Source organism: Psychrobacillus sp. BM2, assembly GCF_048572895.1.
Classification (GTDB): domain Bacteria; phylum Bacillota; class Bacilli; order Bacillales_A; family Planococcaceae; genus Psychrobacillus.
In genome coordinates this window covers 1020763-1042741 of record NZ_CP183878.1, presented here as the reverse complement: position 1 = coordinate 1042741, position 21979 = coordinate 1020763, and the positions used below count along the sequence as shown (strand labels likewise).

Annotated in this window: 21 protein-coding genes; 14 read left to right on the top strand and 7 right to left on the bottom strand. The window is 35.5% G+C overall.

The features are described from left to right. Positions 1-2: 2 nt before the first annotated feature. Together pdhA and ACN6MX_RS04550 are read right to left on the bottom strand one after the other, a co-directional pair. Positions 3-1115 carry a pyruvate dehydrogenase (acetyl-transferring) E1 component subunit alpha gene (pdhA, locus tag ACN6MX_RS04555; RefSeq protein WP_419961488.1) on the bottom strand — a complete coding sequence of 371 codons (1113 nt, stop codon included), beginning with the start codon at positions 1113-1115 and terminating at the stop codon, positions 3-5. Between the two features lie 233 nt (positions 1116-1348). Then, positions 1349-1996 carry a YkyA family protein gene (locus ACN6MX_RS04550; RefSeq protein ID WP_419961487.1) on the bottom strand — a complete coding sequence of 216 codons (648 nt, stop codon included), beginning with the start codon at positions 1994-1996 and terminating at the stop codon, positions 1349-1351. Positions 1997-2130: 134 nt separating this feature from the next. Here ACN6MX_RS04550 and def point away from each other — a divergent pair, with 134 nt between their 5' ends. Beyond that, the gene (gene def / locus ACN6MX_RS04545; protein ID WP_419961486.1) at positions 2131-2688 is read left to right on the top strand and encodes a peptide deformylase; all 558 of its coding nucleotides are present in this window, start codon (positions 2131-2133) and stop codon (positions 2686-2688) included. A gap of 139 nt (positions 2689-2827) precedes the next feature. On the opposite strand, the gene ACN6MX_RS04540 is transcribed toward def, so the two are convergent. Together ACN6MX_RS04540 and ACN6MX_RS04535 are read right to left on the bottom strand one after the other, a co-directional pair. Beyond that, positions 2828-3757 carry a carbohydrate kinase family protein gene (locus ACN6MX_RS04540; protein WP_419961485.1) on the bottom strand — a complete coding sequence of 310 codons (930 nt, stop codon included), beginning with the start codon at positions 3755-3757 and terminating at the stop codon, positions 2828-2830. A 13-nt stretch (positions 3758-3770) separates the two neighbouring features. Then, positions 3771-4544 (bottom strand): Cof-type HAD-IIB family hydrolase, encoded by a 774-nt coding sequence (locus ACN6MX_RS04535; RefSeq protein WP_419961484.1) that lies wholly within the window; start codon positions 4542-4544, stop codon positions 3771-3773. A 575-nt stretch (positions 4545-5119) separates the two neighbouring features. Here ACN6MX_RS04535 and ACN6MX_RS04530 point away from each other — a divergent pair. The 3 genes from ACN6MX_RS04530 (at position 5120) to ACN6MX_RS04520 (ending at position 7745) form a co-directional block, all read left to right on the top strand. Further along, a complete protein-coding gene (locus tag ACN6MX_RS04530) occupies positions 5120-5329 on the top strand; it encodes a DNA-dependent RNA polymerase subunit epsilon (RefSeq protein WP_090563028.1) in 210 nt (69 codons plus the stop codon). A 3-nt stretch (positions 5330-5332) separates the two neighbouring features. After that, complete coding sequence (gene rnjA, locus ACN6MX_RS04525) at positions 5333-7000, top strand: ribonuclease J1 (RefSeq protein ID WP_419961483.1); 1668 nt, start codon at positions 5333-5335, stop codon at positions 6998-7000. 115 nt (positions 7001-7115) lie between these two features. Further along, positions 7116-7745 carry a LysE family transporter gene (locus tag ACN6MX_RS04520; RefSeq protein ID WP_419961482.1) on the top strand — a complete coding sequence of 210 codons (630 nt, stop codon included), beginning with the start codon at positions 7116-7118 and terminating at the stop codon, positions 7743-7745. Here the strand turns inward: ACN6MX_RS04520 and ACN6MX_RS04515 are convergent. The 3 genes from ACN6MX_RS04515 to ACN6MX_RS04505 all read right to left on the bottom strand — a co-directional run bounded on the left by ACN6MX_RS04515 (position 7742) and on the right by ACN6MX_RS04505 (position 10652). Continuing rightward, positions 7742-9064: an amino acid permease gene (locus tag ACN6MX_RS04515; protein ID WP_419961481.1), complete on the bottom strand. Its 1323-nt coding sequence runs from the start codon at positions 9062-9064 to the stop codon at positions 7742-7744. The genes ACN6MX_RS04520 and ACN6MX_RS04515 overlap by 4 nt on opposite strands. Before the next feature lie 402 nt (positions 9065-9466). Next, entirely contained in the window at positions 9467-10126 is a 660-nt protein-coding gene (locus ACN6MX_RS04510; protein ID WP_419961480.1) for a potassium channel family protein, read from the bottom strand. A gap of 79 nt (positions 10127-10205) precedes the next feature. Further along, complete coding sequence (locus ACN6MX_RS04505; protein WP_419961479.1) at positions 10206-10652, bottom strand: redoxin domain-containing protein; 447 nt, start codon at positions 10650-10652, stop codon at positions 10206-10208. 1257 nt (positions 10653-11909) lie between these two features. Between ACN6MX_RS04505 and ACN6MX_RS04500 the strand changes: the two genes are divergently transcribed. From ACN6MX_RS04500 to ACN6MX_RS04455, 10 genes are all read left to right on the top strand, one after another. Beyond that, a complete protein-coding gene (locus tag ACN6MX_RS04500) occupies positions 11910-12452 on the top strand; it encodes a helix-turn-helix domain-containing protein (RefSeq protein ID WP_419961478.1) in 543 nt (180 codons plus the stop codon). Between the two features lie 32 nt (positions 12453-12484). Further along, on the top strand, positions 12485-13591 hold the full coding sequence (locus ACN6MX_RS04495; protein ID WP_419961477.1) for an ABC transporter ATP-binding protein: 1107 nt from the start codon (positions 12485-12487) through the stop codon (positions 13589-13591). Continuing rightward, on the top strand, positions 13581-14405 hold the full coding sequence (locus tag ACN6MX_RS04490; protein WP_419961476.1) for an ABC transporter permease: 825 nt from the start codon (positions 13581-13583) through the stop codon (positions 14403-14405). Before ACN6MX_RS04495 ends, ACN6MX_RS04490 begins: the two co-directional genes overlap by 11 nt. Next, positions 14389-15192 carry an ABC transporter permease gene (locus ACN6MX_RS04485; RefSeq protein WP_419961475.1) on the top strand — a complete coding sequence of 268 codons (804 nt, stop codon included), beginning with the start codon at positions 14389-14391 and terminating at the stop codon, positions 15190-15192. Before ACN6MX_RS04490 ends, ACN6MX_RS04485 begins: the two co-directional genes overlap by 17 nt. After that, complete coding sequence (locus ACN6MX_RS04480) at positions 15189-16262, top strand: ABC transporter substrate-binding protein (protein WP_419961474.1); 1074 nt, start codon at positions 15189-15191, stop codon at positions 16260-16262. The genes ACN6MX_RS04485 and ACN6MX_RS04480 overlap by 4 nt, the downstream gene beginning before the upstream one ends. Positions 16263-16402: 140 nt before the next feature. After that, the gene (locus ACN6MX_RS04475) at positions 16403-17587 is read left to right on the top strand and encodes an MFS transporter (protein ID WP_419961473.1); all 1185 of its coding nucleotides are present in this window, start codon (positions 16403-16405) and stop codon (positions 17585-17587) included. Positions 17588-17802: 215 nt separating this feature from the next. Beyond that, the gene (locus ACN6MX_RS04470; protein WP_419961472.1) at positions 17803-18441 is read left to right on the top strand and encodes a GntR family transcriptional regulator; all 639 of its coding nucleotides are present in this window, start codon (positions 17803-17805) and stop codon (positions 18439-18441) included. A gap of 598 nt (positions 18442-19039) precedes the next feature. After that, positions 19040-19297 (top strand): hypothetical protein, encoded by a 258-nt coding sequence (locus ACN6MX_RS04465; protein ID WP_419961471.1) that lies wholly within the window; start codon positions 19040-19042, stop codon positions 19295-19297. 75 nt (positions 19298-19372) lie between these two features. Further along, positions 19373-20143 (top strand): gluconate 2-dehydrogenase subunit 3 family protein, encoded by a 771-nt coding sequence (locus ACN6MX_RS04460; RefSeq protein WP_419961470.1) that lies wholly within the window; start codon positions 19373-19375, stop codon positions 20141-20143. 23 nt (positions 20144-20166) lie between these two features. Then, a complete protein-coding gene (locus ACN6MX_RS04455) occupies positions 20167-21891 on the top strand; it encodes a GMC family oxidoreductase (RefSeq protein ID WP_419961469.1) in 1725 nt (574 codons plus the stop codon). Positions 21892-21979 lie beyond the last annotated feature (88 nt).

Genomic DNA, 21979 nt, shown 5'->3' with positions numbered 1-21979 from the left:
GGTTACTTCGACTCCTTCTCTGTGTAGTAAGCTAATTGCTCATCTAAGTTATATGGATTTTCTTCATACATAATATTGATAAGATCAGTTACTTTTTGTTTTGGTGCTGCATCTGCTTTTTTAACTGCTTCTTTTATTTCTTCTTTAGCTTTTTCAATTACTTCTGCTTCTTTTTCTTCATTCCAAATACCTTTTGTTTCTAAGTATTTACGGAAACGAACTAATGGATCTTTCTTTTCCCATTCAGAATCAGTTTCCGATGTACGGTAACGAGTCGGGTCATCTCCTGCCATTGTGTGAGGACCGTAACGGTAACATACGGTTTCGATTAGACTAGGTCCATCACCTTTAATCGCACGTTCTCTAGCGTCTTTTGTAGCCACATAAACAGCAAGTGGATCCATACCATCTACTACAACACTCGGAATACCAGCAGCAATACCTTTTTGAGCTATCGTTTTTGCAGATGTTTGTAGTTCACGAGGTGTAGAAATCGCAAATTGATTGTTCTGAACGATAAACACTGCAGGTACTCTAAAAGCCCCAGCAAAGTTAATACCTTCATAGAAATCTCCTTGTGATGATCCACCGTCCCCTGTATAAGTAATAGTAATCGCTTTTTTACCACGTTTTTGCATACCAAGAGCTACTCCAGCTGCTTGGATAAATTGAGCACCAATAATGATTTGAGGTGGGAAAACATTCACACCTTCAGGAATTTGGTTCCCCATAAAATGTCCACGTGAGAAAAGAAATGCTTGCCATAAAGGTAAGCCATGCCAAACAATTTGCGGTACATCACGATAACCAGGTAAGATAAAATCTTCTTTTTCTAATGCATATTGAGATGCTAGTTGAGAAGCTTCTTGACCTGCAGTTGGAGCATAGAAACCTAAACGTCCTTGTCTGTTTAAAGAAATGGAACGTTGATCTAAGATACGCGTATAAACCATACGACTCATCAACTCTACTAGTTCCTCATCTGATAAGTTAGGATTTGCTTTCTCGTTTACAATTTCCCCATCTTCGTTTAAAATCTGAAACATTTCAAACTTTTCTTCAATTTCGTGAAGCGTTTTCATAGGGTCTAATTGCGCTGGTTTGTTTACAGCCATTATTACATCTCTCCTTTTCTTCTGTATTAAAATTTTCTTTTAAGTATAGTAGTACAACAATATTTCCTTTTTAGTATACTCAAGAATAAATCTGGGGTCAATCATATGAAACATACGATTTCAATAGTCAGAATATTTATTTTTCGTTAAACTGTATTACTCACAAATTATGTCTGTACTATATCAGATTGCTATAATTATATAAAAAAGTAGCTCTACATTGAGCTACTTTTTTATTTTTCATCTTTTTGTAATGAAGTTAATACTTCTTCTTTTACTTGATTTACCCTTTCAGTTGCATCATTAAACTTTTGTACAGATTGTTTAACTAACTCATTATGCTTATTTACTTCCTGAACTTGTTCTTGTATTGCAGTAACATCTGCAGAATCATCCACTAACATATTATATAAATCTTGTTGCATGGTAGCCAACTCATTATAGTTAATCGTCACGTCTTCATACGCTGTAATACGTTCTTTCAAGGCCGTTTCTATTTGTTTTAAATTTTCCTTTTTGGAAGGCTCTTTTGTTTCAGAAATAAGTGTACTAATTTGTTTAATACCATCAGAAGTAGAATTTAAAGAAGCAGCTTCCTTTTCTACTAAAGCTAATCTAGTATCCAATAAAGTTGCCGTATCTTCTACCATTGTAGCAAGTTCTTCTTTTTGGTCCTTCGTCAGTTCCATCATCTGTTGAAAGTTCGCTTGTTCTTTTGATTCTGTTTCAGCTAACTCTTCTTGTACATCTCTATAATCAGCTTCCTGATCATAAATTTCTGATAAGATGTTTGATAGCTTTTGTTCTGTTGACTCTCCAAAATTACAGCCAGCAAGTAGTAATATACTGCTGAAGATGAGTATGTATTTCCTTATTTTCATCATATAACCCCCTATACCCCTTCAACTATAATTGTATTAACTATTAAATTCAACTGACCAATAGGCCGTTTTTTGTTTAGTATATGGTCAAATTTCGCTATAATAGATATATGAACATTGAAAGGACGATTAAAATGATTTTAATGAATGATATTGTCAGAGATGGACATCCATCTTTACGTGTAAAAACTGAGGAAATGATTTTCCCATTATCAGAAAAAGATTTAACTCTAGCAAACGATTTACTGGAATATGTCATTAACAGTCAAGATGATGAAATGGTAGAGAAATATAAAATACGTCCAGGAATTGGGATTGCTGCTCCACAGGTAAATGCTAACAAAAGAATGTTCGCACTTCATTTGGAAGATGAAAACAATGAAGAAGTTAGCTTTGTGGCCGTCAATCCCAAAATAATTAGTCACTCCGTAGAAAAAACGTATATCTCTGCTGGAGAAGGTTGTTTGTCAGTAGATGAAGTAATTGAAGGATATGTACCAAGATACGCACGGATTACTGCGACAGGATTTTTCCCAGATGGAACTCCTTTCAAGAAACGCTTAAAAGGATTAGCAGCTATTGCTTTCCAGCATGAGCTAGATCATTTAAATGGCATCATGTTTTATGATCATATAGATAGTGAAAATCCGTATGCTCCTATTCCGGATTCTGTTCCATATGATCGTTCTTAAATAATTACCTAAAACGCCAGTCCTACAAATGTAGGACTGGCGTTTTGTCTATAGTATTGCAAATTAAAATGGTGATCTTGCGATTCAAGTATCGAACTTACGATTTGAGGATTTTAATTTGCAATTCGTATTATTAACTCTATTCTTGTAAATCTATTAGTCGTGGCATAGCAGATAATGCACCGGACTTAGTAGCGCAGATCGCACCTAGTTTATTGCCAAACGCGATATATTCGGTCCAAGCTTGTTTTGTCGAAGGATGCCCCTCCAAATAAATTTTAGAAAGAATACCCGCGACAAAAGCATCTCCAGCTCCCGTTGTATCAATCGGAATAACTTTTTCCACAGGAACATGTACCTCTTCCCCGTTAATCACCGCAAGGGTACCTTCAGCACCAATTGTTATAAGCAACGTCTCGATATTGTACTTTTTAAAATGAGCAATTCCATCTTCTATAGTTGTTGTTTTCGTTAAAAAGAATAACTCTTCTTCGGTTAACTTCAATATATTAACAAAATCGAAAAAAGAAGAAATTGTTTCTCTGCAAATCTCCTCACTCTTCCAACGTAACGGTCTGATATTAGCGTCGAAGGATATGAGGACATTCGATTTTTTCATACTCTCTACAATTTTTCTTGTAGTCGCAAGAGCCGTCGGATGAAAAAGTGTTCCGGAACAAAAATGAAATACAGATGTCTGATGAATTGCCTTGCTTTTAATAGAGGAAAAGTCTACTTGGATGTCAGGTGTCGCATCTACATAACGTTCAAAATGACGTTCATTATTTTCCAAAAGATGCACGTAAACTCCACTTACCTCTTTTTCTGGTACTATTTGTGATAAGGATAAATCGACCCCTTCAGCAATCAATTCATTTCTCACAAATTCAGAGGTTTCATTTTCTCCAGTTACGGTTATAAACGAGGCTGTTGCACCGAGACGAGCAACACCTGCAGCAACATTAACGGTGGCACCGCCTAAAAACTTTGAAAATCGACTATTGCTCTGATCTTCAGCAATATAATCGACAAACGCATCCCCATATATGAGGACAAACTTTTTGGACATCTATTAAACTCCTTTAGATTAAACCTAATTTTTTCATTGCATTGGATAATCCACTCTCTGATACATGATCCGTAACAAAGGTAGCGTGTTCTTTTAACTCTTCAACACAGTTCCCCATAGCAACACTTGTCCCAGCGAATTGAAGCATTTCTATATCATTTAACCCATCTCCAAAAGCAATTGCATCTTCCGGTCCTTTTCCAATATGTTTAAGCATTAGATCCATCCCTTTGGCTTTTGAAACTCCTTTCGGTAGGACATCACAGGAAACACGATGCCAGCGGACGAATTTCAATTTAGGAAAAGCTTGTTCATATTCCTTTTGCTCTTCCAAACTACAAAAGATTAGCGCTTGATGAATATCACCTGTTAAAAAGAAATTTTCTGCATAACGTGGAAAATCTATCTTTAATGTAGAAATACTTTCAAATACATCTTGGTGATCTTGGAAGCTAGAAACCATCTCATTGCTATCCATATAAACTATTGGCTGTTTCTTTGCATTTGCAAAATCCGTTAAATGCTGCAGCTCTTCCTTCGCAATAATTCCCTTATGTAATATCTTCCCTTTAAACTGAACAATTTGCCCATTGTAACAAACAAATGAATCCACTTTTAATCGATCTAACACAGATTGAGCAGTAAAAGGCGAGCGCCCAGTAGATATAACAATTTCATGTCCATTATCTCTTGCCTTTTGAAGCGATTCTTCCACTCCACTTGGAATATTTTTATCATTATCTAAAATCGTTCCATCAATATCAAAAAATAAAATTTTGTTTTTCATATAAATTCTCCATTCTTAGATACAAATTATTTGACTTTTCTGTCTCAATCCTTTACACATTTTTTCCTATAGTATATAATACTCTATAAGGAGTGAATAGCCATGTTGAAACGCCTGAAAAGGAAATTGTTGAGACGGCTCGGTGGAATGCTTAGAAACAAAACGATCGCTTAAAATGAAACTTCAATCTGGGGGGGGTTCATCTCCCCGGATTGTTAGTTTAATCAATCGGGCGTTTACGGACAGTTAATCTCCCACTTATCTACAATCCTAGGATAATACTATGAAATGGGAGTTGTACTGACCGTTAACGCGGGATAAAGTGAAACTTCAATCTGGGGGGCATCTTCCCCAACTGATTGTTAGTTGAACCATTCGGGCGTTTACGGACAGTTAATCCCCCATCTATGTTGTGGTTTTAGAACCGGGCATAAAATTGGGAGTTGTACTGACCGTTAACGCGGGATAAAATACTTTGCCCTCTTAAAATGGAGGGCTTTTCTTTATTTTAAATAAGTGTCGTGATAATATAAAGAGAATTGATTTATTTTGAACGTGAAAAAGGAGAGTATAAAATGATTTTTAAAGTTTATTATCAAGAGAATGCATTAGAAGTGCCAGTTCGCGAAAACACACAATGTTTATATGTAGAGGCTGAAAATGAGCGCGAAGTTCGCGCCCTTTTAATAGACCGCAAATACAATATCGAATTAATTCAGTTGCTTGAAGGTAATCATTTAGAGTACGAACAAGCTAGCGAAAATTATAAAGTAGAGAAGATTTAATATATGAAATTTGTAAAAAATGACCAAACTGCAGTTTTCGCCCTCGGCGGACTAGGCGAAATCGGCAAAAACACATATGGCGTTCAATTTCAAGATGAAATTATTTTAATCGATGCTGGTATTAAATTTCCAGAAGACGACTTACTAGGTATTGATTATGTAATTCCTGATTACACTTACTTAGTAAAAAATGTTGATAAGATTAAAGGTTTATTTATAACACATGGTCATGAAGATCATATCGGTGGTATTCCTTATCTATTGAAACAAATTAATGTACCAGTTTACGGCGGAAAGCTAGCACTTGGTTTATTGCGAAATAAATTAGAAGAGCACGGCTTACTACGTCAAACAAAAATGATCCCTATTCAAGAAGAAGATGTTATAAAGTTCAGAAAAACTTCCGTAAGTTTCTACCGTACAACACATAGTATTCCAGATGCGTTTGGAATTGTTGTAAAAACGCCACCAGGTAATATTGTGCACACTGGGGACTTTAAGTTCGACTTTACCCCTGTAGGTGAACCTGCAAACTTAACTAAAATGGCTGAGATTGGTAAAGACGGAGTTTTATGCTTACTATCAGATAGTACAAATGCGGAAATTCCGAATTTCACAATGTCTGAACGTAAAGTTGGGGAAAGCATGGATTCTATTTTCCGTAAAGTAGACGGTCGTATTATCTTTGCTACTTTTGCATCTAATATTCATAGACTTCAACAAGTAACGGATGCTGCGGTTCTTCATGGTCGTAAAATTGCTGTATTTGGTCGAAGCATGGATAATGCTATGACAATCGGTCGTGAACTTGGCTATATTACTGCTCCTAAAGAAACCTTTGTGGATGCAAGCGCATTGAATCGATTACCGGCAAATGAAGTTCTTATCCTTTGTACAGGTAGTCAAGGTGAACCGATGGCGGCACTATCACGCATTGCTAACGGTACACACCGACAAATTCAAATTCAACCTGGAGATACAGTAGTATTTTCTTCATCTCCTATCCCTGGAAATAGAGCAAGTGTCAATCGTACGATTAATCTTCTATTCCGAGCTGGGGCAGAAGTAATCCACGGCTCATTAAATAATATTCATACTTCCGGTCATGGCTCGCAAGAAGAGAATAAACTTATGCTTCGACTTATGAAGCCAAAGTTCTTTATGCCGATCCACGGAGAATATCGTATGTTAAAAATTCATACTGAGTTAGCCGTAGATTGTGATGTAGATCCAAATAATACATTTATTATGGAAAACGGAGAAGTACTTGCTTTAAGTGCCAATGAAGCACATGTTGCTGGTCGCATCCCTTCTGGTGATATTTATATTGACGGTAGTGGAATTGGTGATATTGGTAATATTGTTCTTCGTGATCGCCGTATTTTATCAGAAGAAGGTTTAGTTATTGTTGTTGTAAGTGCTGATATGGAGAAGAAAAAAATTGTATCAGGTCCTGATATTATTTCTCGTGGATTCGTCTACATGCGTGAATCAGGAACAATGATTAATGAAGCCCAACAAATGTTGAACAAGCATTTACGATACACTATTCAAGGTAAAGAAACCGAATGGTCAGAATTGAAAAATGAAATTACGGATGTACTAAGTCCATATTTATATGAAAAGACGAAACGACGTCCTATGATACTTCCGATTATTATGGAAGTTTAAGTTTTAACCTCAGAATCCACGGATTCTGAGGTTATTTTATTTAGCCCAAAAACTTAGTTGTACGAGTCCTTTCTTCTGAATATCATACATAGATATTATTTTATTGGAGGACTCTATGATGAATTCTATATTTGCTTATGTTTTTTTAGGTATTTCCTTAGCAGCACCAGTAGGACCAGTTAATGCAGCACAACTAAATACAGGTATAAAAAATGGATTTTTTCACGCATGGATTTTTGGTTTTGGAGCATTATTAGCCGATATTTTATATATGGTGTTGGTCTATTTCGGTGTTGGTCATTTTATTGATTCTCCTTATATCAAAATACTCTTATGGTCATTTGGCTGCTTTGTACTAACTTATACTGGGATAGAAAGTATATTCACTCTCCATAAGATTAAGTTAAATTTCTATAAAGAGAAAAAAATTAGACTTAGACAATCATTGTCTTCGGGATTCTTCTTATCTCTTTTAAATCCATTAACAATCCTTTTTTGGCTAGGAATATTCGGATCAGTTCTAGCAGAAGCCTCTAAAAAATTTACTGGTAATCAACTCTTTTTGTACAGTTGTTCAATTATTGTCGGTATTATTTTATGGGATACCTTTATGGCTTTCCTATCGAGTGGGGCTCGAAAATTTCTATCAAATAAATTTTTAGCCACAATCTCCATTATCTCTTCTTTATCTATGCTTGTTTTTGGCATTTACTTTGGAATCCAAGCTTATCGATTACTTTTTTAAGCCTCTTCTTTCCATCTTTTGCGTAAAAATAAAACTATAATAGCAATCACTGTTAGGAAACCGAGACTGATAAAGAAACCAGGTCTACTAGTTGTATGAAAAAGTGCACCACTAACAGCCGCTGATACAAGAATAATGCCAATTACTCTTTTTACCTTATCTGCTTTTGTTGCTTCCACTAACCTTTGATACATAGTTAATATGAACAACCAATTATAAAGTAACATTAAAGCAGCGGCTGTTGTTATATACTGATAAACTTTTTCAGGTAATAATAAGGAAGTAACGATAGAAAGAATAAGACCCACTGAAGTTAGCGCTATAGCTGGTAAAGGCATCTTAGTTTTCTTTTTCGTTTGTTTGCTAAATATTGCAGGCGCATCTCCCTCTTCAGATAAAGTTGTAAGTATTGTCGTTACTGAAAATAACGAGGCAGACATAGTTGAAAAACCAGCAATGATAATAGCGGCTGTAAACACATGTGGGAAAAAGTCTAGGTTAAAACCAGATAAAGCGGTAACAAATGGACTTTTGTCATCCTTAAATTTAGAATAAGGCATTAATAATAATGCCAAAGTAAGAGAGGTAACATAAATTATGCCAAGCAATCCTAGCATGATTTTACCGGATTTTGGTGCATCTTCTTTCTTTTTCAAATGAATAGCCATAACTCCCATTACTTCAATTCCCCCATGGGCATAAAAAGCAAATAAAAGTGCACTCCAAAAACCGAGAAATCCTTTCGGGAAAAATCCCTTTAAGGTACTAGGGACGTCTCCCTTTGGATTACCATCTAGTACTCCAGTCAATGCCAAAACTGCAATCACGATAAACATAAAAATAGCCGCAATTTTCATCACTGCGAAAACACTTTCCAATTTGCCAAATGCTTTTGCACCAATAAATAGAACAAGTAATCCACAAACTGCATAGATTAATGCAAAAATCCATAAAGGTACTTTCGGAAACCAAAGCTTGGTTAAAAGAGAAATCGCCGTCAATTGACTACCAATGATTAAAATTTCAGAACACCAGTAAACCCATCCACTACTAAAGCCAGCCCATCGCCCATAAGCTTTTTTAGCATATGTCCGAAATGAGCCTTTTTGTGGATCATTTGCCGACATTTTTGCAAGTGCTTCGAACACGATATAAGTAGCACATGCTGCCATAATGAATGCCAATATAACAGAGGGACCAGTCATCTGAATCGCCATGCTAGATGCTAAGAAAAAACCTGTACCTATAATGCAGCCTACCCCGATAAGGGATAATTGCCACCAGGTTAGGCTTGCCTCTTCTGCTTGTTTTTTTGCCATATTGCTCCTCCTCGTAAACATAGTCTGTCACGAGGATATATAATTATGTGTCTTTTAAATGAATGCAAAAGAATGACTACTATTCTTACTTAAATCAAGAGTTATTAACTCTTCTTACTCTCGACTTCATATTAAATTGATAACTTCTCCATTTTATTATTATAATTAGAAGATGTAGCATGAGAAAAACCGGATAAAAAACCTCTAAAGTCAAAACCAGTGCGTTTTTGGAAGCCGTGTCCGCCGAAAGCGACCAACTGAAACGAAAATCATAGGATTGTCTTTTCTTTAAAGTTTCATGAATCCAGTATTTATAGGACATTTTATATACTTAATCTTCAAAAAGAGGCTGCCCGTGACATCTGGTCACGAATAGCCTCTTAAAGAACACCTGAACTTCTCCTAGGATAATACTTTCTTTTCAAAACGATTGATGTCCACATCTGCTCCAATAATGATTAGAACATCATTTAGTATTAGATTTTCATCCGCTTGTGGAGAAACAATGATATTATTCCCACGTTTGACTGCTACAATATTAATGCCATAGCGTGCCCGGATATCTAAGTCAATAAGCGATTTACTTGCTATTTTCTCATTCACTCTTATTTCCATAATAGAATGCTCATCTGAAAGCTCGAGGTAGTCTAATACATTATTGGACAAGATATTGTTGGCGATTCGAATACCCATATCTCTTTCAGGATGCACTACCTGGTCTGCCCCAATCTTACGTAGCACTTTTTCATGATAATCATTTTGTGCTTTCACAGTAATTTTCTTTACACCTATTTCTTTTAACATTAAGGTTGTCAAAATACTCGATTGAATATCGTCCCCGATAGCAACAATAACATGTTCGAAATTTCGAATACCTAGTGATTTGAGCACAGCTTCGTCTGTTGTATCAGCTACTACTGCTTGTGTAGCAATAGTAGCGAACTCATCCACTCGCTCTGATGCTATATCAATTGCCATAACATCCGCTCCCTGGTCAATAAGCTCCCTTACAATACTACCTCCAAATCTTCCTAAACCGACTACAACAAATTCTTTGTGCATTTTACTGCCCCCTACATATTATCTAATGCGTTTAGTTTACCACATCCATACTGTTTATAGATATGAAATCTATTCCTTATTATTTGTTTTCATTTATCAGCATAACTAGTCTTTTCTCTAACATCATCATTCCATTTTCTCCTGATTGTATATGACGTAATAGCCCCTTTTTATCAAACAAATAAAAAGAAGGAACTATTCGATTTTGAAATTGTTTAGTCACGATCAATTCATGGTCTAAATAAATGGAATCTTCCATTCGACCTTTTTGAATTGCATCTTGAATACGTTTTTCCTGTAGGTCTTCTTTAGATCTTGGCATATGAATTCCAACGAGTTGAAAGTTTTCCCCATATTTTGCTTTCCACTGTCTAATATAATTATACGCTCCTCCACATAATGAGCAGCTTACTGACCAAAAGTAAACGAGCACAGGCTTTTCTCCTATTAACTTTTCATTATTTATAGGTCCATTTATCCATTTTGCATCGTTTGGAAATGATGGTATTTTGGTACGCAATTTCACTACTTATATCCCTTCTTTCTTTAAGCATTCATTAGTATATGCGTTCTCCAAAAATTGCGTTTATCCCGTTTTAGCAGGCTATAAAACCCCAGCTCAATTTTTGAGAAAAGATTGAGAAAATAGATGGGGGCTAAATAGCCTGTAAATCCCCGACGTATAAGAAAAACCGTATAAAAAAACGCCTGGTCCTTTAAGTTCAAAACCTGTTTCTAACGTTTTCGAAGGGCTTTGGACAGCCGTTTTGCTATAGGATTACCGAGTATTTTTTAAGTGGCTGGTTGTGACTTCAGTCACAACCAGCCTCTCCTTTTTTGGTAATTCTATGACGTTTCTCTATCCGTCGCCCTCCTTCAACTGTAAGCATGAGGTTAAGACCTTTTTTGATAACTAGAGAAACGATACTTTCTTATTCAAAGAGGAAGCTCTCGAAGATGCAATTTCGTTCGCTATTTCGCTTCATTATTTAGTAACTACTTACTATTTCTCTTTATTTCCACTAGTAAAAAAAGGAAATCTACTTGCTTCATTCTTCATTACAAAATAGTGTCCTTAATTCAACAGACGGTTTTATCACTATATTAACTTTGACTGCTATTATTATCTAAGCGATAAGCTATGCCAAATCTGATAGTAGAGAACTACACGTCATATTGATTGTAGTGGAAGGTGGCGACTCCAGCGGGAACAGCGTTAGGTGAAGAGCCCGCAGCGAAGACATTGGCCAAACTTTGTTTGGGCAATGTCTTTGCGACGAGTAACCGCAGGAGCATATGTTTTCCAGCGAGGAGGCTGAGGCAACGCCCGCGGAGGCCAACAGGAGGTTGGTCACGTAGGCGTTGCCTCACGAGGTGGCGCTCTTAGCCTTTGTACCCCCACCTGAAACGGAAATCAGTAGTATTATTCATTCTTTCAAGTTCCACAAACCCAGTGTTCACAAGACATTTTTTATACTTTCTTATTCTTTAAGAAAAACGTAACATCGTGTGGCTTCATCTATGTGACTCACACCTTGCGAGCATCGGGAAAGCAGGATGTTGGTTACTCAGGTATTGCTGCGTGACGCGGAGAAATTTGTCAGAGTTCTATTTTCCAACAATGGGGATGAAGAAAACATCCACTACTGGAAGTTTCAATTTATTCGACTGCTCAAATTTTTTTTGATATTCATCAAATAAATTGTTAAAGTAAACTTTAAGTTGTGTTAAAATAAACTTTGTTTCAAAATATGCTATTTTATTTCCGAAGGAGCCTAAAAATATGCAAATTGGGAAAAAAATAAAAAGATTACGTTTAAAAAAAGGTCTTACTCAAGAAGAATTAGGAGAAAGGACAGACCTTAGCAAGGGCTTTATCTCACAATTAGAAAGAGATATAAACTCACCTTCTATCGAAACACTATTTTCGATTCTGAATGTTCTTGGCTCCAAACCTAAAGATTTTTTCGATGATGAGCAAGCTCTCACAAAAGTGGTTTACCCAAAAGGAGAGCAAACCGTTTACTTGGATGAAGAAAAAAAGTACAAGCTCCACTGGCTGATTTCAGAATCCAATGAAAATAATATGGAACCAGTGTTAATTTCACTGGATATTGGAGGAAAATTCAAACAATTTGAACCTTCATTATCTGAGACTTTCATCTACGTGCTACAAGGAAAAGTGAGTCTTACATTAGGCAAGCAAATCTATATTGCAACTGCTGGCGAATCTCTTTATTTTGAAGCATCTGATAATCATCATCTAGAAAATGCAGCAGAAGAAATGGCGAAAGTAATTTACGTGGTTACTAATTCTTATTTGTAAGGAACTTTACTATATAACAATGGAGGTATATTATGTCTGATAATACTATTATTCGTTTTGAGAATGTTACAAAATCATATGACGCCGAAACGACCGTATTGAAAAACATCAACTTAGAACTAGAGCGTGGGAAGTTTTACACATTGCTTGGTCCATCGGGTTGCGGAAAAACAACTATTTTACGGTTAATCGCGGGATTTATGCAACCTACAAGTGGAAGCATTTATTTTAATGGTAAACTGATCAATAACGTTCCTGCCAATGAAAGACAAGTAAATACAGTATTCCAGGACTATGCTTTATTCCCACATTTAAATGTTTTTGAAAATGTCGCATTCGGTCTTCGAATTAAAAAACTTGGTAAAAAAGAAATTGAACAAAAAGTTATAGAAGCTTTAAAATTCGTTAACTTAGTAGGTTACGAAAATAGAGAGATCGCTGAAATGTCAGGTGGACAAAGACAACGCGTAGCAATCGCACGCGCAATTGTAAATGATCCCGAAATCATTCTATTGGATGAACCTCTTTCTGCATTAGATTTAAAATTACGTTCAGAGATGCAATATGAGCTTCGTGAGCTTCAGCAAAGACTTGGCAAAACATTTATTTTTGTTACACATGACCAAGAAGAAGCATTGGCAATGTCTGATGAAATCTTCGTTTTAAATGAAGGTGAAATTGAGCAAAGTGGTACCCCAATGGATATTTATGATGAGCCTATTAATCGCTATGTAGCTGACTTTATCGGGGAGTCTAATATTGTTTCTGGTATAATGGTCGCAGATTTTCGCGTGAAAATTGGCGGAAAAGAGTTTGAATGTGTGGACCAAGGACTAAATACTAACGAAAAAATAGATATCGTTATTCGCCCAGAGGACTTAGAAATAACAGCTGTCGAAAAAGGTAAAATGAAGGTAAAAGTAGATACTCAATTATTCAGAGGTGTTCATTATGAGCTTTCTACTTACGATGACGAAGGAAATGAGTGGCTTGTACACTCAACAAAAAAAGCAGAGGTTGGAGAGTTTATAGGCTTAGATTTCGATCCGGAGGCTATTCACGTTATGCGTTTAAATGAAACAGAAGAAGAATTTGATAAACGTCTCGAGTCTTATGGAGAAGACGCATATGCAAACTAAAACTACAAAAACGTTTTACCTAATACCATATTATGTATGGGTTGTATTATTTGTTATTGCTCCGATTGCGTTAATTGCTTATTATTCCTTTTTCGATTTAAGTGGAAATTTCACTTTAGACAATTACCTTAACTTTTTTACATCGGTATACTTAAAGCTAACACTTAGTTCGTTTTGGTATGCTTTTCTAATCACATTTTTCACTTTACTTATTGCATATCCTACAGCGTATTTGCTCACAAAAACGAGACATAAACAATTATGGCTGCTATTGATCATCATTCCCTCTTGGATCAATTTGTTATTAAAAACATACGCATTTATCGGCATTTTTGGTTTGTACGGTCCAGTGAATGCATTTTTAAATGTAATTGGATTTGGGGAAACACAAATTTTATTCACAGATTTTAGTTTCGTTTTTGTATCAGTCTATATATTTATTCCATTTATGATTTTACCTATTTTTAATTCATTGGATAAACTAAATCCATCTTTAATAGATGCCAGTCGAGATTTAGGTGCATCAAGCTGGACTACTTTTTCAAAGGTTATTTTACCCTTGACGATCAATGGCGTGAAAGCCGGGATTCAAGCAGTATTCATTCCGTCCCTATCGTTGTTCATGATTACTCGATTAATTGCGGGGAATAAAGTAATTACTTTAGGTACAGCTATTGAGCAACAGTTCTTGGTTACACAAAACTGGGGAATGGGATCCACTATCGCAGTTTTCTTAATCATATTTATGGTAATTATTATGATCATTACTGGTCAACGTGATAAGGGGGCTACTTCATATGGAAAAAACAAGTAAGTCAGCGAAGTTTTATTTAGCCCTAGTGTTCATCGTATTATATACGCCAATCCTCTACTTAATCTTTTACTCTTTTAATAGTGGTGGCAGCATGAATGGCTTTGAATCATTCACTTGGGAGCATTACGCTGCTGTATTTTCAGACAACCGCCTAATTATGATTCTTCTTAACACAGTAATTGTGGCCTTGCTTTCGGCATTAATAGCAACAATTATTGGTGTTTTCGGTTCAATCGGTATTGTATTTATGCGAAACAAATCACTACGCAAATCTATTCTTTCTTTAAATAATGTTTTAATCGTAAGTCCAGACGTTGTAATTGGGGCATCTTTCTTAATCCTATTTACTGCCATTGGTGTAAAACTTGGATTTGCATCTGTCCTAATATCACATATTGCATTTAGCATTCCGATTGTTGTCTTGATGGTATTGCCAAAGCTGCAAGAGATGAATAGCACGCTAATAGATGCAGCAGCAGATCTTGGAGCATCAAGACGTGATATTTTGACTCGCGTTATTATCCCTTTTATTAAACCTGGTATTTTTGCAGGATTTTTTATGGCTTTAACATATTCCTTAGACGATTTTGCAGTGACATTTTTTGTAACAGGAAATGGCTTTAGCACGCTTTCAGTCGAAATTTACTCGATGGCAAGAACCGGTATTACGTTAACTATTAATGCATTATCTGGAATCATCTTTATCGTGACACTTCTGCTCGTTGTTGGTTATTATTTTGTTAGCAGACGTGGTAAAAACCCTGTCGGAATGGGGGTTCGAAAATGAAAGAAATAACAAGAGCGGCTATTGCCATCGTTATAGTTTGTATTATTTTGTTTGGCGTTAACAAATATTTAAATCAAAGCTCCGGTAATGCTAGTAGTGATACACTTACTATCTTTAACTGGGGAGAATATATTGATCCGGAATTAATCACTCAATTTGAAGAAGAATCGGGCTACCGAGTCATATATGAAACGTTTGACTCCAATGAAGCAATGATGACGAAAATTGAACAAGGCGGCACAACTTATGATATTGCAGTACCTTCAGAGTATGCGATTGAAAAGATGAAAGAAAATGATTTATTGCTAGAAATTGATCATTCAAAGATTCCAAACTTGAGCAATATTGATCCATACTTTTTAGATTTAGCATTCGACCCTAAAAATAAATACTCTATTCCTTATTTCTGGGGAACAGTTGGAGTTGTGTTCAATCCTTCTCTTCTAGACGGACAAACCTTTGAAAGCTGGGAAACACTTTGGGACCCTTCTTTAGAAGGTAAAATTTTACTAGTAGACGGTGCCCGAGAAATCATCGGAATGGGATTAAACAGCCTAGGCTATTCCCTTAACTCAACAGATGAAAAAGAATTACAGGAAGCTACCGCTAAACTGAAAAAATTAACCCCAAATGTAAAAGCAATTATTGGGGATGAAGTAACGCCATTAATGATTAATGAAGAAGCTTCTGTAGCTATAACCTTCTCCGGACAAGCAGCAGATATGATGTGGGAAAACGAAAATTTAGATTACGCAGTTCCGCAAGAAGGTTCTAATTTATGGTTTGATAATATGGTTATCCCTAAAACGGCAGATAATGTAGAAGGTGCCCATGAGTTTATCAACTTTATGTTAGATGCGGAAGTTGCTGCACAAAATGCAGATTATGTTGGATATTCGATTCCAAACTCTGCAGCAGTTGAGTTAATGGATGAAGAAGTTACTTCTGATGAACGATTCTATCCTCCAGAACAGGCTAGAGAAAACCTAGAAGTTTATAAAAATTTAGGTCTTGAAATGCTCGGTAAATATAACGAACTGTTTTTAGAGTTTAAAATGAGTGCTAACTAAGTTGGAGAGTCGTCACTACGACGGCTCTTTTTCTTCGCCTCTAAAAACTATATAATTCGTTACACGAAAGTTTTTATTCTTTGAGAAATATGATAGAATCGATAGACGCGTAAAAAGTATTTACAGAAAGCAGGAATTTTATGGTGAAGAAAACAAACAACTCTGCATTATATATTTTAATGTTTAATATGTTTATTGCAATGTCTGGAATAGGATTAGTAATTCCAGTAATGCCCCAATATTTAGAAACATTTGGAGTGGCAGGTCAGGCACTCGGGTTTATCATTGCTTCCTTTGCGTTTGGACAGTTCTTATTTTCACCTTTAGCTGGTGATCTATCTGATACATTAGGACGAAAAAAACTAATCATTGTAGGACTAATCATCTTCTCGGCCTCTCAATTATGGTTTGGACTAGCTACCCATGAATGGATGTTGTACACTGCAAGATTTGTTAGTGGTATAGGTGGAGCCTTTTTAATACCTGCTACAATGGCATTTGTTGCGGATATTACAACATTAGAAGAACGCGGAAAAGGTATGGGATTCTTAGGGGCTTCTATGTCTTTAGGATTTATGATTGGACCAGCAATAGGGGGATTTTTAGCAAAAGTAAGTTTAACATTCCCATTTTATATGGCTTCTGTAGCAGCAGTAATTGCGGCTGTTATTTCAGTAATTATCCTACCCGATATTAAAAATGCGATTTCAGAGATTCCTCCTGAACCTAAAAAACGTGAAAATATATTAACACAAATGAAAAATTCAGTGAAGACACCTTACTTTATGATGTTAATTATTATATTTGTTTTCACTTTTGGTATAGCAAATTTCCAAACGACATTTTCATTGTATGTAGATCATAAATATAATTACACTCCGCAAGATATAGCTGTTGTTTTAACAGTTGGCGGATTTATAGGTGTCATCGTTCAAACGTTAGTAGTTGAGAAACTATTTAAACGTTTTGGTGAATTAAATGTTATCCTGGTTAATCTAGTTGTTGCTGCTATAGCATTTCTACTGTTCTTCGTGGTAGATGGTTTCGCACTAGTATTAATTGTCGCATCGATATTCTCTACCGCTACTACGCTCATCCGTCCAGCAGTAAATACGGTTATTTCTAAATTGGCAGGTAATGAGCAAGGCTTTGCTGCTGGTATGAATAATGCTTATATGAGTTTAGGTAGTATGATTGGACCAGCACTTGCCGGAATGTTTTTTGATATCAATATTAGTTATCCATTCATCGTAGGCTCTATCATTTTACTTGCCTCTTGGGCAATCACACTTGTTTGGATTAAAAGGAAGAAACCTGTTGTTTAAACCGTGGACATGAAAAATTATAATATCTATCTCTTAACGAGTACTTGAACGATAAGTCGTTCAAGTACTCGTTTTTCTTTGATACTATTTATTTTCGTTCCCATCTCACGCATATGTTGTAATGTCTAGTATGGGGATGTAGTATTCTTCAAAAAAAATATTTTATAAAGTATAATAAGTGAGTATTTAATAAAAAAATTTCAAGGGGTTATGATATGGTTTCAGACAAAATGAATGCACAAAAATTGGCTTATGAATACATTCGAGAACGTATGCTGGATGGAACATATAAAGGCGGAATGAAACTCGTAGAAGAACGTCTTGCTGATGAGATTGGTGTTAGTCGTACACCAATTCGTGAAGCAATTAAGAGACTAGAGCAAGAAGGTTTAATTAAAAATAAACATATCTATAATCCCACTGCACAGGATTTGATCTACATATATGAGATACGCATAGCACTAGAAAGCTTTGCAGCAAATAGAGCAGCGAAAAATATGACAACAGAAACGATAATAGAACTTGAGAATTCCATAAAGAAATCTCGTAATTCACTTTTGGATGGTCATTCAAAAAACACATACAATGAGAACCAACGCTTTCACGAATTAATTATAAATGAATGCCAAAATCCAATAATGATTGAAAAATTAGAAAAAGCTCAGACAATTTTTTATTTGTTTAGCCTAAGGCTTGATATATATAATCGTCCACATTTAATAGATGAGCATGAAGAAATTTACAAAGCGATTAAAAATAAGAATGAACAACTTGCCGGTGAATTAATGGCCAATCATTTATATAAAGACATGAATTTTACTCTGGAGATTATTGGCAGGAAAGGTCAGTATTAGAGTATTAAGCGGCTTAAACTATTTACCATCAAAATAATCCTTTAAATTCTATTAAGAAGACCATGATAAAAAAAAGCACTAATTCATCCAATTAGTGCTAAAATAACTTATTTTTATTTTGTTATTAATACTATTTATATTCAATGTTCACTTCTTTATGCTCCAGAGCAATAGTCCTCTCTTTAAGAAAGCTATTTCAAGTAACCTTCACAACCTCTTCTAAGCTTCACTATAAATATCCAATTCCCTTTACAGTTTTTGTCCAAGAATATGATCCTTTCATGCAAAAAAAGCACAGATCGATACTCTGGAAATGCAACTTTTAATAGAATAACTAATATATGGTCTCAGTCATTAAGAATAACTAATTCTTTTTTCACTAATTTTATTAGACATTTCTTATAACAATCAAGTTGTTGGATATAAAATAGTCAATGATTATATATCTTCATATGCTAAGTTTTTTATGTGTACAAATAACAAAAGAATGTAGTAAAATGGAGGATGTTGTTTTGTATACAAAAAATATGATTTTGTATACAATTCGAAAACGTCTTTTTAAATAGTTCTTATTATTGCATAAGAAAGGAGAATAAGTATGACGCAGTACAATTTAGAAGAATTGAAGATGCTCAATCAAGTGCTACTTGCCCTTTTTATGGTAGCTGATTTTGCACTTTTACTCTTTTTTTATAATAGTCCATTCCCTTGGTTTGCCCTATTAGGCACTGGAATTGGTTTAGCCATCATTGTTCTTTGTTGGACAGGAAGAAGATACACTATTTTTATAGCTTCATTACTTGTTTTTTCAGCTCTTCATACGATTGTTTATAATTGGAGCTCTATTGTGCATTAAAAGATAAAAATTTTTTGTACATTTTCTATTTAACTAGTTAAATAGAAAATTATTAAATTTATGGGAGGTTTTATTATGTCAGAACAAGAAAAGAACAATTCCGTTTTAGACAAACGTTCGTCTAGACGTACGTTTATCAAAAATTCTGGTTTGACAGTAGGTGGAGTTGTTTTAGGTGGAGCTTTAGGAAGTCTTCTAATAAAAGATGATAAATCAAAAACCACTACAGAAAACCAAAATCACACAACAACACCTACCGCTAATCCAAATGTAGCACTAATGTTCTTCACGCCAAACCAATATCAAGTAACTCAAGCAGCTGTGGAACGTATTTTCCCTGAAGATGCAAATGGCCCTGGTGCCAAAGAACTTAATGCTGCTATATATATTGATCACCAGTTGGCTGGTCCATGGGGTTCTAATGTAAAAGATTACCGTTTAGGTGCTTTTTATAAAGCAGAAGAAAACCAAGGTCCACAAACAAAAATTCTTCGTAAAGATTTATTTCTAGCTGGATTAGATAGCTTAAACACGTACAGTAAGGAACAATATGAAGTTGACTTTAAAGAGTTAGAAGCTACTCAACAAGATGAAATTCTACTTGCTTTTAGTGAAGGTAAAGTTGAATTATACGGAAAAGTTTCTTCTTCTCAATTTTTCAATTTACTCCGCACATTAACTATTGAGGGTGTATATGCAGACCCAATGTATGGTGGTAATAATGAAATGCTTGGCTGGAGTATGCGAAAGTATCCTGGATCTCGTATGCAATACGTGGCTGAAATACAAGATGAGAAATTTATCGAACTTGAACCACAAAGTTTAAATTCTCATATGGGTCATTAATAATAGAAGGGACTGACATATAAATGGTTACAAAATTACCTAAAGTACCTGTCGTAGTAGTAGGAATGGGTTGGGCTGGTGGAATCGTCTCAGCTGAACTAACAAAAGCAGGAATAAGTGTTGTTGGATTAGAACGCGGTAAAGACCGGACAACAGCAGATTATACAATGGGACATGATGAACTTCGTTACCAACATCGTCAAGAATTAATGCAGGATCTATCTAAGGAAACTATTACTTATAGAAATACATTATCAGGTAAAGCTTTACCGATGCGTCACTACGGTACATTCATAGTAGGAGACGGAGTTGGTGGTGCAGGTAGTCACTGGAATGGACAGACTTATCGTTTCTTACCTTATGACTTCGAAATTCGCACAAAAACAATTGAGCGTTACGGAATCGAAAAAATTCCTGCTTGGATGGAAGGTCTTAACGACTGGGGTATAACTTATGATGAAATGGAACCATACTATGATACATTCGAAAAAATGGCCGGTATTTCAGGAGAAACAGTAGAACTTTGGGGGAAACGTACTAATCCATATCCAACACCTCCTTTAGTGAAAACACCATTAATGAAAGAATTCGAAAAAGCAGCAACAAGCTTCGGATACAAACCTTTCGTTATTCCTGCTGCTAACCTTTCGGAAAGCTATACAAATCCAGATGGCATCTCTCGTGGAGCATGTCAATACTGTGCGTACTGTGAAAACTTTGGATGTGAATATGGAGCTAAGGGTGACCCTGCAGTAACAGTAATTCCAGTTGCAAAACAAACAGGTAAGCTAGAACTTCGTACACATTCTAATGTTTTAGAATTAACTAAAAGTGGTGGTAAAGTAAACGGAGTTATTTATGTTGATATGCTAACTGGAGAAAAATTTGAACAACCTGCGGATGTAGTTGTAGTTGCAAGTTATGTATTCAACAATTCTCGTTTACTTCTTAATTCTGGTATCGGTACTCCTTATGATCCAAAAACAGGTAAAGGGACAATTGGTAAAAACTATTGTTACCAAATAACTGCTGGTAGTTCCCAATTATTCTTTGAGGATAGAGAGTTTAACCTATACGGTGGTGCTGGTGCATTAGGTATTGAAATCGCTGAATTTATGGGAGATAACTTTGATCATGCTGAAGTAGATTTCATACATGGTGCTGGCATTCGTTCAACACAATATGGTGACCGTCCAATTGCAGTAAACCGAGTACCTGTAGGGACACCAAACTGGGGTGCTGAGTTCAAAGAGAAATCTATTAAATATGCGAATTCAAATTTCCCTGTTAAAACGCAAGGTGCTTCTTTACCGCATAAAGAAAACTATCTGGATCTTGACCCAGAATTTAAAGACGAATTTGGATATCCATTATTACGTATGACATATGAATATACAGATAATGACCGTGCCATGGGTAAATACATGTCAACTATCACTCGTAAATTTGCAGAAGAAATCGGTGCAGATATTATTGATACAAGTGAAGAGCAAGCTCCATTTAACGTAAACAAAGATTCAAACACTCATAATACAGGTGGAGTAATTATTGGAACAGACCCTGAGAAATCAGCCCTAAACACTTACCTACAAATGTGGGAGGCTGAAAACGTATTTGTGGTAGGTTCATCTGCATTCCCACATAATAGTTGTTTCAATCCAACTGGCACACTTGGTGCACTTTCGTATCGTGCGGCAGAAGGTATTCAAAAATATCTAAAAGAAGGCGGATTACTAGTTAAAGCATGAATGACAACTAGTATTCTATAAAAGTAATGCATATTTTCATTAGTTCAACATAATGTTCCTTTAACAAAGTATATTTTAAAGATGATGT